Here is a 15,786-nt window from a genome sequence, read left to right on the forward strand (position 1 = left end):
GGCTCACGATGAGGTTGATCGGGAGAACGGCAGCCGCAATTTTCGGATGCTCCCCGCTGCTTGTCTGGCCTGGGCGGTTGCCCTGCTGGTCCCCTGGCTTCTGGACCTAAGCATGGGCGGATCGGCTGCAGGATCAGCCAAGGACGGTGACTGGGCCAAATCGGTGGGAGAATCCAGAGGCGGCATGGCCGGTGGAAGTACGGCCGGTGGAGGCATGGGTATGACGGTCTGGATGATGCCGCTTGTCCTGGCGCTTCCATTACTCCTTGCAATGATCCTGCTTGCCGTCAAGCTCGTCTGCTTGGTCGCCAGAGAGGTCCCCAATCGCAGGAGTCAGTTTTTTCGTCGGCCCCATCGCTTGGTGTCCACCTGGTTTGATTCTCGTAGGCTGCCGACGCTGGCCGTCCTGGCTGCCGTGGCTCTGACTGCAGCATTGTCTGCCGCGGTAGGTCATGAGTCGGTGCGCAGCGGGCCGGCAGCACGTCAGATCCGTCAGGGAAAGGCGATGGCCGAGGTGCGTGGTCTGGCTCTAGGACCTATGAGCGCATCCTCTCGGCGAGGATGGGACTGTCAGGTGGAATTAAGGCTGCACCGGGTGACTGTGGCCGGTGTGCGCATGCCTTCCGATGAACGGATTGTACTCTTCGCCCGTGGCCGGTCATGTCTGCTGCAGCAGGGCGGACTGTATCGTGCGCGTGGCCTCTTGGGACCCTCCGTTTACGGTCGTCCCATGCCCTGGCTGACCGTGGAGGATGGCTTGAAACAAGTCAGGCCGCCAGGACCTGGTAGACGCTTGATAGTTCGTATGCAAAATGCCTTTCTCGAACAGACCGGCAAGCTGGACGACCAGGGGCGGATCCTGGTGCCGGGATTGACCATGGGCATCCTGGGCAACCAGGCCCTGCCCGGTTCGGGCGGGTCCCTTGGCAGACCTGCAGTGGAGCCCGCCTATGCCACCCGTCTGACCCAGGATTTCCGTGCATCGGGCATCCTTCATCTGATGGCTGTCTCCGGTGGGCACTTCATGATCCTGGCCTCGCTGCTGGTTTCAATCATGCGGGCCCTGCGCTCGCCGCCCCTGCTGATGGCCCTGGTTTTGTCCGCCGCCTATCTGGGCTTGGGCATGCTGATGGTCCCAGGGGATTCGGTCTTGCGAGCCCAGGCCATGGGGCTTCTTTCAGCTTTGGCTCTGGCTGCCTGCCGGCCTGCCCAGTCCTTGAATTCCCTGTCCTGGTGTGTGCTGTTGGTCCTGATTCTGCGGCCTTCCATGGCCGCAAGCTTCGGCTTCGCGCTCTCCTGTGGTGCTGTGCTTGGCATAGGTCTGGGAAACCGGCGGTTGACGGTCCTCCTTGAAGACCATCTTCCGGCATTTCTGGCACGTCCATTGGCCACGACCCTGTGTGCTCAGGCTGGCACGCTGCCCGTGCAGGTGCTGATGAGTCCCGGACTGCCTCTGCTGGCACCGTTGGCCAATTTGCTCGTCACTCCTGTGGTCGACGTTGCCACCGTGACCGGCCTGCTGGCCCTGCTCACCTCCTGGCTCTGGCCGCCATTGGGGCTCTTGCTGGCCCGGTTGACCTCCCTGGGTACTGCAGTCATGGCTTTCGCCGCCACATGGCTGGGCGAGGCGGCTGCTCCGGCGGGCTGGCCTTCGGGGCCAGTCGGCAGCGCCTGCCTTGTAGGCCTGGGTCTCATGGCCGTGATTGACCATCGGTTGGTTCGACTGATTCGTGTCCGGAGTCGGGACCCTTTATGGCCGGCTGTGACAGCCCAGGATTCGGGGGTTCCCTTTCGGCCATCCGCTTGGGGGTCAATCAAGGTCTGGTTGCAGCAGACCTATGGCCTTCTATCCCAGTTGGTCTTCAAAAAACGACCGAGGTTAATGTCCAGTGATGAAGGGAGATTTGAGTCATGACCAAAGCTCAGCAGGAGAACCCTTCCGTCCATCTGGTGGTCGGCGGCGATCCCTTCCTCAACGGTCAGCGCGTCAAGGACCTGTGCGCACAGGCATGTGCCGCCCACCCGGACAGCGAATACATAGAGATGGATGCGGCAGACTGCGACGCTTATGCCTTTCAGGAGGCGGTCGGACCCTCCCTGCTCAGTCAGACGGCCGTGGTTCTTCTGGATGATTTGCAGGCGGCCGATGAGGCCTTGACTCAGGCCTTGGTGGACTTCTGCCACGAGCCGGTAGGTTCCGAAGCCAGCATTGTCATCGCGCGTCATGACGGAGGCAACCGGGGCCGCAGGCTTCTGGACCAGATGGAATGTGCCGGGGCAGTCATGGAGCGTATGCCGGATCTGAAGAAGCTCGATGACAAGGTCGATTTCGTCTATGGGCAATTCAAAGCTCATCAGCGTCGCATCCAGCCGAGGGCGGCCCAGCGTCTGGTGGATGTCCTGGGTGAGCGCACTCCGGAACTTGCCGCCATGTGCTCCCAGCTCTGCTTCGATTTTGACCAGGATCCCATGACCTTGGAGATTGTCAACCGATATTTGACCGATAACCCGGCTGTGTCGGGATTCGCCGTGGCGGACAGGGCCCTTGCCGGCAGGCCGGCCCAAGCCGTCGTCGCCCTACGTTCAGCTCTGGAACAGGGCAACGAACCAGTATCCCTTATCGGAGTATTGGCCCTGAAGCTACGGACACTGGGTAAGGAGGCGGCCATCGAATCGGGATCCATCACGACAGCCGAGGCCAAGGCCGCCTACTGGCAGTTGCGTGAGGCAAAGCGACAGCTGCATGGATGGACCTCCTCCGGTCTGGCGGCCTGCATCGAGGCCTTGGCACACGCTGATGAGGTCAGCAAGACCAGCAGCGGCGACGCCTGCTATGCTCTGGAACGGGCAGTGGAGCTGATCGCCGCCAAGGGAAGGACGTTGGCATGAGCCTGCAGGACAGTGCCGGGCAAAAGGATGGATTTGAGCTGGCCGTGCCAACGGGCGAGGACATGCGGCGCCTGGGCAGAAACCTGGCCTCAAGTCTGCAAGGCGGGGATGTGATCCTCCTGTCCGGACCTCTGGGGGCGGGCAAGACCACGCTGGCCCAGGGGCTGGGCAGCGGACTTGGAGTGGACGGTCCTGTGGTCTCGCCCACGTTCACCATCGCAAGAGAGCTGCATGGCCATCTGTCCGACGGCTCGCCGGTCACCCTGATCCACGTGGATGCCTATCGGTTGGGCGGACAGGACTATCTGCCTGGCGAGGATGCTGTGGATCGGCTCCTGGACGAGCTGGAGTCCCTCGGTCTGGACGAGGAGTTGGAGGATCCGGGCCAAAGCACCATCATCCTGATGGAATGGGGTGAGCAGATGGCCTCGGCACTGGCCGATCAACGTCTGGAAGTGAGCATCTCCCGACCCGTGGATCCTCGGGAAGATCCTGACGCGCCACCCAGCTCCCAGGGTCAGCGTATGGTACGTCTGCGTGGAGTGGGTCCTTGGTGGGCCACCAGACTGAAGCAGTTGAGAAAGGCGATGACGGCATGAGCGGGAGCGATACGCCCCTTTTGGTGATCGATACCTCATATGGCTCGACTGTGGGATTGCCGGGGCGGGAGCCTTGCATCGAGACCGACTCGCGCTCGCATGTGGAACGCCTCCAGGTCAACATCGCCAAGGTCATGGACCAGGCCGGGCTGTCTGCAGACGATCTGAGGACCATCGTGGTGGGACTGGGCCCTGCACCTTTCACCGGTCTGCGGGCAGGCATCGTAACCGCCAAAGCCCTGGCCTTTGCCACCGGTGCCCGTCTGCTGGGACAGGACATCCTGGAACCACAGGCCCGCTATGCCTACAGCCGGTTCAAGCAGCAGGGCCAAGGCCATACCCGGTTGCTGGTTCTGGCTGTCAATGATGCTCGACGTCGGCAGCTCTATTACCGTCTCTTCGGCGACTTTGGAGATGTGGAAGCCCCGGTCCGGCCGCTGACCGAAATGAGCATCGACTATCCAGCAGCCATCTGTGAGAGAGTCGCAGCCATTGTGAAAAAGTGTGGGTCTGCGGATCAGGGCCCTGTCACGCTGGTCATCAGCGGCCACGGAGCCGGTCGCTACGCTGACCAGTGGGAGCGTCTGGATAAGCATCCGGATATACGGGTGATACTGGACGAAGGATCCTTCCTGGAGGATCGGACCCAGGGGACAGCTCTGATGGCAGCTTGTGCATGCAGACGTGCCCGGCAGGGGCTGATCGACCCGGTGGAACCGCTTTACCTTCGTCGGCCGGACGTCTCGGTGCCCAATCCGCTCAAGCATGTGGCTGTCCAGTCATGATTCGCAGGGCGGCCTTGGGGGACCTGGACCAGCTTGTCGACTTGGAGGCGAACATCTTCGGCGACCAGGCCTGGAGCCGGCAGGAGCTGCGATTTGAGTTGTCTGCGCCCTCCCGCACCTATCTGGTATGGGAGGACCAGGCAACCATCCTGGGCTACGGAGGTTATTGGTCGGGCGAAAGGGATGCCGAGCTGATGACCATCGGGGTGCTGCCGGAAGCCCGGCATCGCGGCATTGCAGGATCCCTGCTGGCCAGGCTTATTGCCGGAGCAGATCGCAAGGGTCTGCAAGGCATGAACCTGAAAGTGCGCATAGACAACCCGGCGGCCATTGGCCTCTACAAACAATTCGGTTTCTCAAGGACGGGTCTGTGCAAGGGCTACTATCAGCCTCAAGACGTGGATGCCTGGGCCATGACCAGACCTTTGAGCTCGGTCGGGCCGGGTCCGGTGGGATTTGTCGGCAGCAAGTTTTTAGAAGGACAGGAAAGGATCATCGACCATGAGTGAGCCTCTGGTGCTTGGCATCGAATCCACCTGCGACGAGACCGCGGCCGCCCTGGTGCAGGGCAACCGGCTGCTGTCCAACGTGGTGGCCTCCTCCATGAACGAGCACGCCCGCTATGGGGGCGTCATCCCTGAGATCGCCTCGCGGGCACACGCTGAGTCCTTTGTACCGGTCGTCTCCAAGGCCCTGAATGATGCGGATATGGACCTGTCCCAAGTGGATGCCATAGCGGTCTCGGCTGGTCCCGGACTGGCTGGTTGCCTGGCCGTAGGCGTTTCCGGTGCCAAGGCGCTGGCCTGGGCAGCGAAAAAGCCTCTATATGGCATCAACCATGTCATCGGCCATATAGCGGTCACCCAGCTCCAATTCGGACCTTTCCCTGAAAATGCCCTGGCCCTGATCGTCTCCGGCGGCCACACCTCATTGCTGCATGTGGATGATCTGGCGAAATCGGTCCAGGTGGTGGGCACCACCCTGGATGACGCGGCGGGGGAGTGCTTCGACAAGATCGCACGTCTGCTGGGCTTCCCCTATCCCGGCGGCCCCCACATCGACCGCCACGCCCGGGTGGGCGACCCTCACGCCATCGCCGTGCCCCAGGGGCTGACCAAGGGCCGGGCCGGAGCAGAGCATCCCTATGATTTCAGCTTTTCCGGGGTCAAGACCGCCGTGGCTCGATGGGTCGAGCGCAGACAGCAGGCCGGGCTCGACATTCCCGTGGATGATGTCTGCGCCTCCCTGGCTGATTCCGTGGCCACCGTCCTCTCCCGCAAGGCCATGGCCGCCTGCCACAGATTCGACACGGGTACCCTGATTGTCGGCGGCGGGTTCTCGGCCAACTCGCAGCTGCACGGCAAGCTTGAAGAGTTCGGCGAGCAGGATGGCGTCAAGGTTCGCATTCCGAAAATCAACCTGTGCACGGACAACGGCGCCATGGTGGCCATGCTGGGCGTCAATCTGGTCCAGGCGGGACGGGCTCCCTCTGCTCCCGACTTCTCCATTGATTCGGCCATGCCCCTGGACAGGATCCTCATGTAATCGACACGCCAAGTTGTCGGATACGAGAGTTCTGACTATAGTATGGTAATTGTGTTCAGCGAGAGTTGAACGGGACATTCCCGCATAGCTCAGTTGGCAGAGCGTTCGACTGTTAATCGAAATGTCGCTGGTTCAAGCCCAGCTGCGGGAGCTCTCAACCGCCGGTCCTCCGGCGGTTTTCTTTATCTGCCAGGTTTCTTTGCATTGTGCAATCTGCCAAGCAACCCCCCCCCCTCCACCTATCTCGAATGCTCCCGGTTGTTGCAAATATGGGTGTCGGGATGCTCAACCGACTGAATTGATGAGATATTTCCTGGCTCAAGGACTGATGCTGTCGGCTTGTTTTGAATATTCTCATCTCTCGTGTGAGGTGATTATGCAGCCTGTCGTTGGATACTGGGACAAGCATATTTGTGATTGCTCTGTGCCGCATGGGGCGACAGACGGGTGGCTCGCCGAATTCACAACGTTGTACTATTCAGATGTTCCATAGTTTCAACATGGACGAGAATCATGGACGATACAGTCAGAACGAAGGAGTCGGACAGTGACGCAAGGGCAGCAGAATCACAGGGGCAGGGCACAGTTCAGGGTGGATGAGGAGCAGGAGTCCACGCCCATTGACGATCGCCTCTTCGGATCCTTCGTGGAGCACCTGGGCAGGGGAATCTACTCGGGCATCTATGAGCCGGGTCATCCGACAGCAGACGAACAGGGTTTTCGCCGGGATGTCATGGATCTGGTCAAGGAACTGGGCGTGACCACCATCCGATACCCGGGCGGCAACTTCGTCTCGGGCTATCGCTGGGAGGATGGCGTGGGACCGCGCGAGAGCCGTCCCCGTCGTCTCGATCTGGCCTGGCACTCCGGCGAAAGCAACGAGTTCGGCCTGCACGAGATGCGCGACTGGCTGGACAAGCTGGGCGGCAACGAGCTCATGGAGGCCGTCAACCTGGGCACCAGGGGTATGCAGGAGGCCCTGGACCTGCTCGAATACTGCAATGTCCCCTCGGGCACCGAGCTGTCGGAACGCCGTCGTGCCAACGGCCATGATCGCCCCTTCGACATCAGGATGTGGTGCCTGGGCAACGAGATGGACGGCGACTGGCAGATCGGCCATAAAAGTGCTGAGGAATACGCCGATCTGGCCAACCGGACGGCTGTGGCCATGCGGATGATCGACCCGGACTTGGATCTGGTTGTCTGCGGATCCTCCTCACACACCATGCCCACCTTCGGCCTCTGGGAGCGCACCGTGCTGGAGCGCTGCTTCAAAAATGTGAACTTCCTCTCATGCCATGCCTATTACGCGCCCAGGGATGGGGACATGGCCAGCTTCCTGGCTTCAGGCGTGGACATGGACAGTTTCATCACCGACGTGGCGGCCACCATCGCCGCCTCGCGTGCCCGGCTGGGCAGTGATCATCAGGTTTTCATTTCCTTCGACGAATGGAATGTCTGGTACCAGGATGCTGAGGCCAGCAGATCGCCCGAAGGCATCGGCAATTGGCCTGTAGGCGCGCCGCTCCTGGAGGATGTCTATTCGGCGGCGGATGCCGTGGTGGTGGGCGACCTGCTGATCACCCTGCTCAGACATGCCGACGTCGTTCATGCGGCCAGCCTGGCCCAGCTGGTCAACGTCATTGCCCCCATCATGACCGAGCCCGGCGGCCCGGCCTGGAGACAGACCATTTTCTACCCCTTCGCCCTGACCGCCCGTTATGCGCGGGGCGCCAGCGTGCTCAAGAGCCTGCAGAGCGGCGACACCTATGAGACATCCCGCTATGGCCAGGTGCCGATGACCGATTCGGTGGCCGTCAGAGGTGCCGATGGCTCCCTCAGCGTTTTCGCGGTCAACCGCAGCCTTGACCGTTCTGTTGATTTCAGCATCGCCCTGCCCGAGCAGGATCGACATCGGCAGGCCACGGTCAGCACCCTGCACGAGGACGACCCCTCGGCACGCAACACGCTTGAAGACCAGGAACGAGTCGTCATGCATGCCCGGAAAGACTTTAGGATGGATGGGGACGCCTTGGACCTCCAACTGCCTCCCGTCTCCTGGACGGTCATACATCTGGCTTAAACAGGCCTCCAAAGGCATCTAGGTTGGGGAACCCATAGGGGATTTCCGATTACGGTGCCTTTATGGTCCATGTGGATGTGGACGATCACATATTCGACCACATGCCTCCTTCCGGTTCACGTGGCTTCGGCATCCAATCCATCATGATGGTGGACGCCAAATCGGGCATCCACGTTGACGGAATGAAGGTGCGACCATGGCCTGTGCGCGCGACCATAAGAACAAGGGCATCAGGCGGGTTACCGGACGGATGTCCATCATGCCTTCCGGCTGTCGGCCCCCCTGGTTTCCCGGGACTCTGCTGGTGTTGATACTGACACTGGTCCTGTCTGCTGCGGGGCCCACGGCAACCGTCACGGCTCAGCCTGCGCCGATCCTGCCTTCGGCTGCAGCTCCGGCGCAGAAGGGTCGAGTTGCCTCGTCGACCACAGCCTGTCGCCGGGGTTGGCTGTGGCCCCTTGAACCTCTGCCTGGCGGTAAGAACGCACCGCAGGTTACGAGTCCCTTTGATCCTCCGGATCGTCCATGGCTGAGCGGTCATCGCGGGATGGATTTGGCGGCGGAGCAAGGCAGCAGTATCCGTGCACCGGCAGACGGTGTCATCGACTTTGCAGGCTCCGTAGCAGGCAAGGACGTGGTCTCCATACGTCACGGCGACCTGGTCTCCACCTATGAACCTGCACAGAGCTCTCTGCCGGTAGGGACCCGGCTGCAGACCGGTACAGTCTGGGGAAGGGTGCAGGGAGCCTCCGACCACTGTGCCCAGGAGTGTCTGCACTGGGGCCTGAAAGACGGTCAAGGCCGTTATCTGGATCCCGGTGCCAGGGTCGGATGGCATCGTATTCGTCTCAAGCCCCTGTAGGAATGTGGGGTTTGCTTGCAGGACTCGCGCGTTTGCAGACCGGGTATATCGCCAGCCCGGGGGAGCGGTTAGAATCGTTATGCATAACGCCGTTTCAGCAGGGAGTGGTCATGCAGAACATGCAGCAAGAATTCACGCGTCCGCTTGAGGAGCCGATAGATGCTGATGCCAGCGTCTTTTCCCTGCTTGAGGACAGGGTGGAGCGCCTGGGCGACGACCCTTTGATCGAATACCGGAGCGGACGTGAGTGGAAGGCCATCACGGCCCGTGAGTTTCGGGACCGCGTTGTCTCGTTGGCCAAGGGGCTTATGGCCCGGGGGATAAACCGTGGGGATTCGGTGGCCATCGTCTCGCACACCCGATGGGAGTGGACTGCCCTGGACATGGCCATCCTGTCCATCGGAGCGGTGACGGTGCCGGTTTACGAGACAGATTCTCCAGATCAGATCCGGCGCATCTTCAACGACTCCCACGTGGGCATGGCCTTTTTGGAGGATGACGACATGAGGGCGCGTGTGGACGCGGTTCGTTCCCAGTGCGCCTATCTGAACGACCTGTATGTGATCACCAGGGGTGCGCTGACCACCATGACCGCCTACGGACGGGCGGTGGACCAGGCGGACTTCCAAGCCCGGGCCGACTCGGTGCAAGGCTCCGACCTGGCCACCATCGTCTACACTTCAGGCTCCACTGGCAAGCCCAAGGGCATTGAACTCAGCCACAGCAACATCGTCTTCACAGTGCGTTCGGGTGCTCAGGCGGTTCCTGACATCTGCCTGGGCGAGGGCAGGCGGCTTCTGCTCTGTCTGCCTCTGGCCCACGCCTTCGCCCGCTGCCTGCAGTTCTTCGCCATCGCCACGGATCTCACCCTGGGGCTTACCGGGTCCATCCGCAATCTGCTGCAGGATATGCAGACCTTCAAGCCCACCTTCATCCTGGCTGTCCCGCGCATCTTCGAGAAGATCTACAACGCCGCCTCCCAGCGAGCCGGCACAGGCGCCAGGGGCAGGATTTTCCTGGACGCTGCAGGTGTGGCCAGGCAGTGGTCCCGTCATCAGCAGACCGGCAGCCGGGTTCCCATGTCGCTGAAGACCAAGCACCTCATGTACACGGGCACCGTCTACGATCCCATCCTGGAGGCCTTGGGCGGCCGGGTCAAGTATGCCATTTCGGGCGGCGCCCCCCTGGACAGGGACATTGCGGACTTCTTCAATGGCATAGGCCTGCCCCTGCTGGAGGGCTACGGCATGACCGAGACCATGGGTCCTGTGACGGTCAACCCCACCGAGGACTATCGGCTGGGCACCATCGGCCTGCCCATGCCCGGCATCACTGTGGGCATCGACCAGGAGGGCCAGCTATGCGTCAAGGGCCCCGACGTCTGCATGGGCTACCACAACCATCCCGAAATCACCACCAGGCAGATTCGCGACGGTTGGCTGCTGACCGGCGATCTGGGCAGCCTGGACGAGGACGGGTTCGTTCGGCTGACCGGCCGGCGCAAGGAGATTATCATCACTGCAGGGGGCAAGAACATCTCGCCGGCGCTGCTGGAGACGGCTGTAGAGCGTTCGCCCCTCATCAGCCACTGCATGGTCATCGGGGACCGCAGGCCATTCATCTCTGCCCTGATAACCCTCAATCCCGATGAGGTCGACCGATGGCTGCGGGACCAGGGCGCTGAGCCCTTGAAGGATGCCGCTGCGGCCGGTGAGAACCCCATCATCCGCACCGAGGTCGACCGTGCCGTGGACGCGGCCAATGCTCAGGTATCCCGGGCCGAAGGCATCCGCCGCTATCTGATCCTGGACCAGGACTTCACTCGTGAAAACGGATTGCTGACCGCATCATACAAGCCCCGCCGTCAGGAGGTTCTCAAGCGGTATGAGGACCGGATCGAGCAGGAGATCTATGCTCAGAGACCCGCGTCGGCTGGCTTGATGTAGCCTGTATCGATCAGCGCCGCCTTGAGGTTGGAGGCCGAGACCGCGACCAAGGGTCTTGATAGGCGACGCAACTGTTTGCCGTTCTGGTCGATGGTCTGGACCGTATCCATGGCCGGCACCTTGCCTTGGCTGTTGAGGCCGACGCAGGCCTTGGCGATATCAGCTGCGATCCCCAGCCTGTCCTCCAGACCGGTCATCCACTGACGTCCGTCAACGATTTGAGGGATGTTGTCCACGTAGGCGCCATATCCGCTGATGATGGGCCAGGCGGGGTGGTCGTCCGAGGGCGTGGAACCTTCGGTCTTGCCCGTGGTCTGCTGTGAAGGATCCGCATCCGACCCCGGCGGATTCTGGGTTACAGGGCTCTGGGCGGGTTTGGGTACCCGCTGCCGATGCAGATCCTGGCGGCCGGCCATGGACCCGACGATGCCTGATATGGAGATCTCCGGGTTGACGTCCGCTGATGTACCCCGATAACCCAGATCCCCGAGCTCGGAGACCACACCGGAAACAATGAAGTCGTTCATGGCCAGAATGCCGTCCACCTCGGTATGGGTCTTGGTGTCATCGTTCATGGACAGGCGGGTCGCCAGCTCTTTGCCGGTAGCCGAGGCATCCTTGCCTGGGTCAAAGGCGACCGCCTGCCAGTCCTTCTCGGTGCTATCCGCCTTCAGACGTCCCGACGGGCTGACAGCCCGCCCGTCCTTGAAGTAAGGACCCAGCACCTGCCAGATTCCGACGAAGGCCTGGGCGGGGAAAGAACTCTGCCCATCCCGCTCTTCTTGCCGGTCCTGCTCAGCCTGGCCGGCTTCAGCATCCTCGTCAGCAGAGGATGTATCCGAGGATGATGCATCAGAGGAGGATGTCTCGGCTGTGCGGTTGGGCAGCAGGATCTCGATGCGGCAGGGGTTGTTCTTGCTGGCCTTGTCCAGCTCCAGCTTGCTGGCCAACTTGTCCGCCTGCATCTGCCCAATGGCCCGAGCATCGGACAACTGCACGAACAGATCCGGGTGAATGCCCGGCACCTGATTGGCCAGCAGCACCACATGCATGCCCGCGCCCGCAGCAAGGCGCAGAGACGAGACCAGGCGTGCGCTCGCCTTGTCTTCGGCATCGGCATCCAGTGACTTGCTGATGTAGTCGCCATACTGGCGGGTAATGGAGTCTGGCGAGGTCATGGGTGCCACCACCAGTGTGGTCGGCTCTGAGGTCTTCCCGGCCTTGCGCTCCGAAAGGCGGTTGACCACATAATCCTGCAGTTCCTTGCTTTGGTCCTCCAGATTCCCGCTGGTGTAGGCATCGATGCGCTTGCCGGAAAGATGCTCCTTGGTCAGTGCCGCCTTGAGCTCTGGAACCAGGGCGGCCCACTTGTTGATGGGCGTGTGCTGGGAGAGGGTGATGCCGTCAGAGGGGGTGAAAATGGCCACCCGACCGGGCACTTCTGCAGGTGCCGTGGAAGTCGCCCGGCTCTGCGGGGCGCTCGGGGATTGTTTCCCCCCGCCCATGGCCGGATCGCAGGCGCCTGCCGATGCCACCATGACCAAGCATGCCAGCAGGGCCAGCAAGCCGGACAGATGCCGTGCAAAGCCGGTCTTCTTCACATTCGCTCCTTCGTTCCGACAGAGCCCGACTTTGGCCGAGTCCCGAGCAACCATTGTATGGGCTCTCGGGCAGGAGCGTATGGAGTCTCCCTGCTTTTGCGCACAAGCTTCTCGCCAAGTGGCAGACGGTCAAGGCCGAACCGGACAGATCAGCGGCCTGTTCTGGCCAGGGAATGATACCCTGTCCAATCGGTTAGTCCTCCTTGGGGTTCGTGGCCTCTGTCGCAGCTGAACCCATATGCGCGGCAAGGGCCTGGTCCAGGGCATCCATGAACGCCTCGGTGTCCAGCCAGGGCTGATCAGGGCCGACCAGGCTGGCCAGATCCTTGGTCATGCGGCCGGAGCGCACGGTCTCGATGACCACTGACTCCAGGGTTTGTGCGAACTGGGCCACCTTGGACGTATCATCCAGCCGTGCCCGCTGCTTGAGTCCGCCGGTCCAGGCGAAGATGGAGGCGATCGGGTTGGTGGAGGTTGTTTCCCCCTTAAGCCAGCGCCGGTAATGCCTGGTCACGGTCCCATGGGCGGCCTCGGCCTCTACGGTCTGCCCGTCGGCCGTCATCAACATGGAGGTCATGAGGCCAAGGGACCCGAACCCTTGAGCTATCGCATCGGACTGGACATCGCCGTCGTAGTTCTTGCAGGCCCAGACATAGCCGCCCTGCCACTTGAGCGAGGAGGCCACCATGTCATCGATCAGCCGATGCTGGTAGGTCAGCCCCTCCTGCTCGAACCGGCTCCGGTACTCCTGCTCGTAGACCTGGGCGAAAATATCCTTGAACCGGCCGTCGTAGGCCTTGAGGATGGTGTTCTTGGTGCTCAGGTAGACCGGGTAGTGCCTTTGCAGGGCATAGTTGAAGCAGGAGCGTGCAAAGTCGCGGATGGAGTCGTCAAGGTTGAACTGCACCTGGGCCACGCCCGGACCCGGGTAGACGGTCACTTCCCGGGTCACCGGGTCGCTCCCGTCCTCGGGGGTGAAGGTGACGCTCAGTTTTCCCGGCCCGGGCACGGTGAAATCAGTGGCCTGGTATTGGTCGCCAAAGGCATGGCGGGCCACCACGATGGGCTTGGACCATCCGGGAACCAGCCGGGGGATATTGTCGATGACGATGGGCTCGCGGAAGATGGTTCCGCCAAGAATGTTGCGGATGGTGCCGTTGGGCGACTTCCACATGCGCTTGAGACCAAATTCCTTCACACGGGCCTCGTCCGGGGTTATGGTGGCGCACTTGACGCCCACATGCTCGCGCTGAATGGCCTGGGCCGCCTGCACGGTTACCTTGTCGTCGGTGGCGTCCCTGTTGCGGATGCCCAGATCGTAATAGTCCAGGTCCACATCCAGATAGGGCAGAATCAGCCGTTCCTTGATCATTTTCCAGATGACCCGGGTCATCTCGTCACCGTCGAGCTCGACGATGCGTCCCTTCACGGCGATCTTCTCCATGGCGGCCTCCTAACAGTGGGCGGGTCGGGGGCCGGATCCTGCTCCCGGTGCCGCAGTTGCGCTCGCGAACAGTTCTATCCCAAGTTTGTTACTCTCTGTTCCCCGGCTTGTAACCCGTTCGTAGCAAGCCGGAGCGTCATCATGAGGCGCTAGGCTGGCAGACATGACACAGGAAATCGAAATCGGTCTCGGCAAGAAGGCCACGGTGGCCTACACCCTCGATGATGTCTCCATACTCCCATCAAGAAGGACCAGGGATCCCCAGGATGTCTCCACGGCCTGGCAGGTGGATGCCTACGAGTTCGACCTGCCCCTGCTGGCGGCGCCCATGGACTCGGTGACCAGCCCGGAGACGGCCATCGCCCTGGGACGGTTGGGCGGACTGGGCGTGCTGGACCTGGAGGGGCTGTGGACCCGCTACGAGGATCCGCGCCCCCAGCTGGACCGGATAGCCCATGCCACGCCGGAGCAGGCGACCGAGGTCATTCAGGAGGCCTACAGGGAGCCGGTCAAGGCGGAGCTGATCACCCGCCGTCTGCAGGAGATTCGCAAGGCCGGGGTCACGGTGGCCGGGGCCCTGTCGCCCCAGCGTACCCAGGAGTTCTACACGACGGTGGTCGATGCAGGCGTGGATCTGTTCGTGATCCGCGGCACGGCGGTATCGGCCGAGCATGTCTCCACCAGCCATGAGCCCTTGGATTTGAAGAAGTTCATCTATGACCTGGACGTTCCGGTCATCGTCGGCGGGGCCGCCACCTACCAGGCTGCCCTGCATCTGATGCGCACGGGTGCCGCCGGGGTGCTGGTCGGGTTTGGCGGGGGAGCCTCCTCTACCGACGCCGCCACCATTGGAATTCAGGCTCCTATGGCCACGGCCATCTCGGATGTGGCGGAGGCGCGTCGTGACTACCTGGACGAATCCGGCGGCCGCTACGTTCAGGTCATCGCCGACGGGGAGACCGGCACCTCGGGGTCCTTTGTCAAGGCCTTGGCCATGGGGGCCGACGCGGTCATGCTGGGCACGCCCCTGGCCAAGGCCACGGAGGCTCCCGGTCAGGGCATGCACTGGGGGGCCGAGGCCCATCATCCTGAGTTGCCCAGGGGTCGCAGGGTCCAGGTCGGCCAGGTGGGGAGCCTGGAGCGCATACTCTTCGGACCCAGTGATCGCACCGATGGCAGCCTGAACTTGATCGGGGCCCTGCGCCGGGCCATGGCCTCCACCGGCTACGTGGATGTCAAGAACTTCCAGAAGTGCCGCGTGGCAGTGACTCCCGCCCCTCGCTGCTGAGCAGGTATTTATCCACAATCCGTATCAAGGCCGGTTCAGGTTGACCACATTCCTGAACCGGCCTTTACATTGCCTCAGGGCATTCTTACTCTGGACGTAATCGCTGTCGTTGCGTCGGTCACCCAGTGCACCTCGCCGGCATGAGAGGGGGAAGCAAACAAGCACATCGAAGTGCGAGGGGAGAAGTATGACGGAGTATATGGATCTGGCGCCGACCTGGGATGGGGATCGTGCAATCGGGGACTCGGCAGGACAGGACGTCGGCGGCTGGTGGCCGTCCACCTGCGTTCAGGTGCCGCTGGGGCTTGGGGGCATCAACCTGACAGTGCGAACCGTCAACTTCGTTCGACCGGCGGATGCGGCCGGGCATGAGGGTCTGACGGGGGATCTCAAGCGAATTCTGGTCAACCTGTGCGCCCTGGCATCCAGGGTCTTCGATGTACTGCGGGGTCGTCTGCCGATGAAGGGCCTGGACCGTGTGCTCAACCGCGTCTGCATGGAACGGCTGGCTATGCTGGCCCGGCTCATGCGTGATCGGCATCTGGGCATGGTCCGCACGTCGGATCATGTCGGCCTGGCCTATCTGCCGCTGGTTCCTAAACTGGTCGAGCTCTACCGGGTGGACTGCGACCGTTACGAAACCACCATCGGATTCCTGGTCGGAGAGCGCACGGTGCTGACCAACCTGATCGTCGCCAGAAGTGGTTCGCGCTGGCTCTGTGTGCGCTTCGACATGGGCTAGGC

At 62.1% G+C, this 15,786-nt stretch carries 13 protein-coding genes and 1 tRNA gene; 12 read left to right on the forward strand and 2 right to left on the reverse strand.

Going from position 1 to position 15,786, the window contains the following annotated elements:
* The first annotated feature begins 46 nt into the window (after positions 1 to 46).
* The 10 genes from H3V04_RS01880 to H3V04_RS01925 all read left to right on the forward strand — a co-directional run bounded on the left by H3V04_RS01880 (position 47) and on the right by H3V04_RS01925 (position 10,709).
* Entirely contained in the window at positions 47 to 1,915 is a 1,869-nt protein-coding gene (locus H3V04_RS01880; RefSeq protein ID WP_198187021.1) for a ComEC/Rec2 family competence protein, read from the forward strand.
* A complete protein-coding gene (gene holA, locus H3V04_RS01885) occupies positions 1,912 to 2,889 on the forward strand; it encodes a DNA polymerase III subunit delta (RefSeq protein ID WP_198187022.1) in 978 nt (325 codons plus the stop codon). The genes H3V04_RS01880 and holA overlap by 4 nt, the downstream gene beginning before the upstream one ends.
* Positions 2,886 to 3,488: a tRNA (adenosine(37)-N6)-threonylcarbamoyltransferase complex ATPase subunit type 1 TsaE gene (gene tsaE / locus H3V04_RS01890; RefSeq protein ID WP_198187023.1), complete on the forward strand. Its 603-nt coding sequence runs from the start codon at positions 2,886 to 2,888 to the stop codon at positions 3,486 to 3,488. The genes holA and tsaE overlap by 4 nt, the downstream gene beginning before the upstream one ends.
* Positions 3,485 to 4,273 (forward strand): tRNA (adenosine(37)-N6)-threonylcarbamoyltransferase complex dimerization subunit type 1 TsaB, encoded by a 789-nt coding sequence (gene tsaB, locus H3V04_RS01895; protein WP_198187024.1) that lies wholly within the window; start codon positions 3,485 to 3,487, stop codon positions 4,271 to 4,273. The genes tsaE and tsaB overlap by 4 nt, the downstream gene beginning before the upstream one ends.
* Positions 4,270 to 4,782, forward strand: coding sequence for a ribosomal protein S18-alanine N-acetyltransferase (gene rimI / locus H3V04_RS01900; RefSeq protein ID WP_198187025.1), 513 nt, complete (start codon positions 4,270 to 4,272; stop codon positions 4,780 to 4,782). Before tsaB ends, rimI begins: the two co-directional genes overlap by 4 nt.
* Positions 4,775 to 5,818 (forward strand): tRNA (adenosine(37)-N6)-threonylcarbamoyltransferase complex transferase subunit TsaD, encoded by a 1,044-nt coding sequence (tsaD, locus tag H3V04_RS01905; RefSeq protein ID WP_198187026.1) that lies wholly within the window; start codon positions 4,775 to 4,777, stop codon positions 5,816 to 5,818. The genes rimI and tsaD overlap by 8 nt, the downstream gene beginning before the upstream one ends.
* A 78-nt stretch (positions 5,819 to 5,896) precedes the next feature.
* Positions 5,897 to 5,969 (forward strand) — tRNA-Asn (locus H3V04_RS01910).
* A 396-nt stretch (positions 5,970 to 6,365) separates the two neighbouring features.
* Entirely contained in the window at positions 6,366 to 7,901 is a 1,536-nt protein-coding gene (locus tag H3V04_RS01915) for an alpha-N-arabinofuranosidase (protein WP_198187027.1), read from the forward strand.
* A gap of 196 nt (positions 7,902 to 8,097) precedes the next feature.
* Positions 8,098 to 8,763, forward strand: coding sequence for a M23 family metallopeptidase (locus H3V04_RS01920; RefSeq protein ID WP_198187028.1), 666 nt, complete (start codon positions 8,098 to 8,100; stop codon positions 8,761 to 8,763).
* A gap of 119 nt (positions 8,764 to 8,882) precedes the next feature.
* Complete coding sequence (locus H3V04_RS01925; protein ID WP_198187491.1) at positions 8,883 to 10,709, forward strand: long-chain fatty acid--CoA ligase; 1,827 nt, start codon at positions 8,883 to 8,885, stop codon at positions 10,707 to 10,709.
* On the opposite strand, the gene H3V04_RS01930 is transcribed toward H3V04_RS01925, so the two are convergent.
* Together H3V04_RS01930 and H3V04_RS01935 are read right to left on the reverse strand one after the other, a co-directional pair.
* On the reverse strand, positions 10,679 to 12,247 hold the full coding sequence (locus H3V04_RS01930) for a hypothetical protein (RefSeq protein WP_198187492.1): 1,569 nt from the start codon (positions 12,245 to 12,247) through the stop codon (positions 10,679 to 10,681). The genes H3V04_RS01925 and H3V04_RS01930 overlap by 31 nt on opposite strands.
* A gap of 256 nt (positions 12,248 to 12,503) precedes the next feature.
* Positions 12,504 to 13,754 (reverse strand): NADP-dependent isocitrate dehydrogenase, encoded by a 1,251-nt coding sequence (locus H3V04_RS01935; protein ID WP_198187029.1) that lies wholly within the window; start codon positions 13,752 to 13,754, stop codon positions 12,504 to 12,506.
* 163 nt (positions 13,755 to 13,917) lie between these two features.
* Between H3V04_RS01935 and H3V04_RS01940 the strand changes: the two genes are divergently transcribed.
* Positions 13,918 to 15,042, forward strand: coding sequence for a GuaB3 family IMP dehydrogenase-related protein (locus H3V04_RS01940; protein WP_198187030.1), 1,125 nt, complete (start codon positions 13,918 to 13,920; stop codon positions 15,040 to 15,042).
* Positions 15,043 to 15,229: 187 nt separating this feature from the next.
* A complete protein-coding gene (locus H3V04_RS01945) occupies positions 15,230 to 15,784 on the forward strand; it encodes a hypothetical protein (RefSeq protein WP_198179538.1) in 555 nt (184 codons plus the stop codon).
* Positions 15,785 to 15,786 lie beyond the last annotated feature (2 nt).

Origin of the sequence: Bifidobacterium sp. M0353, from assembly GCF_016100645.1 — a bacterium.
Taxonomy (GTDB): domain Bacteria; phylum Actinomycetota; class Actinomycetes; order Actinomycetales; family Bifidobacteriaceae; genus Bombiscardovia; species Bombiscardovia choladohabitans.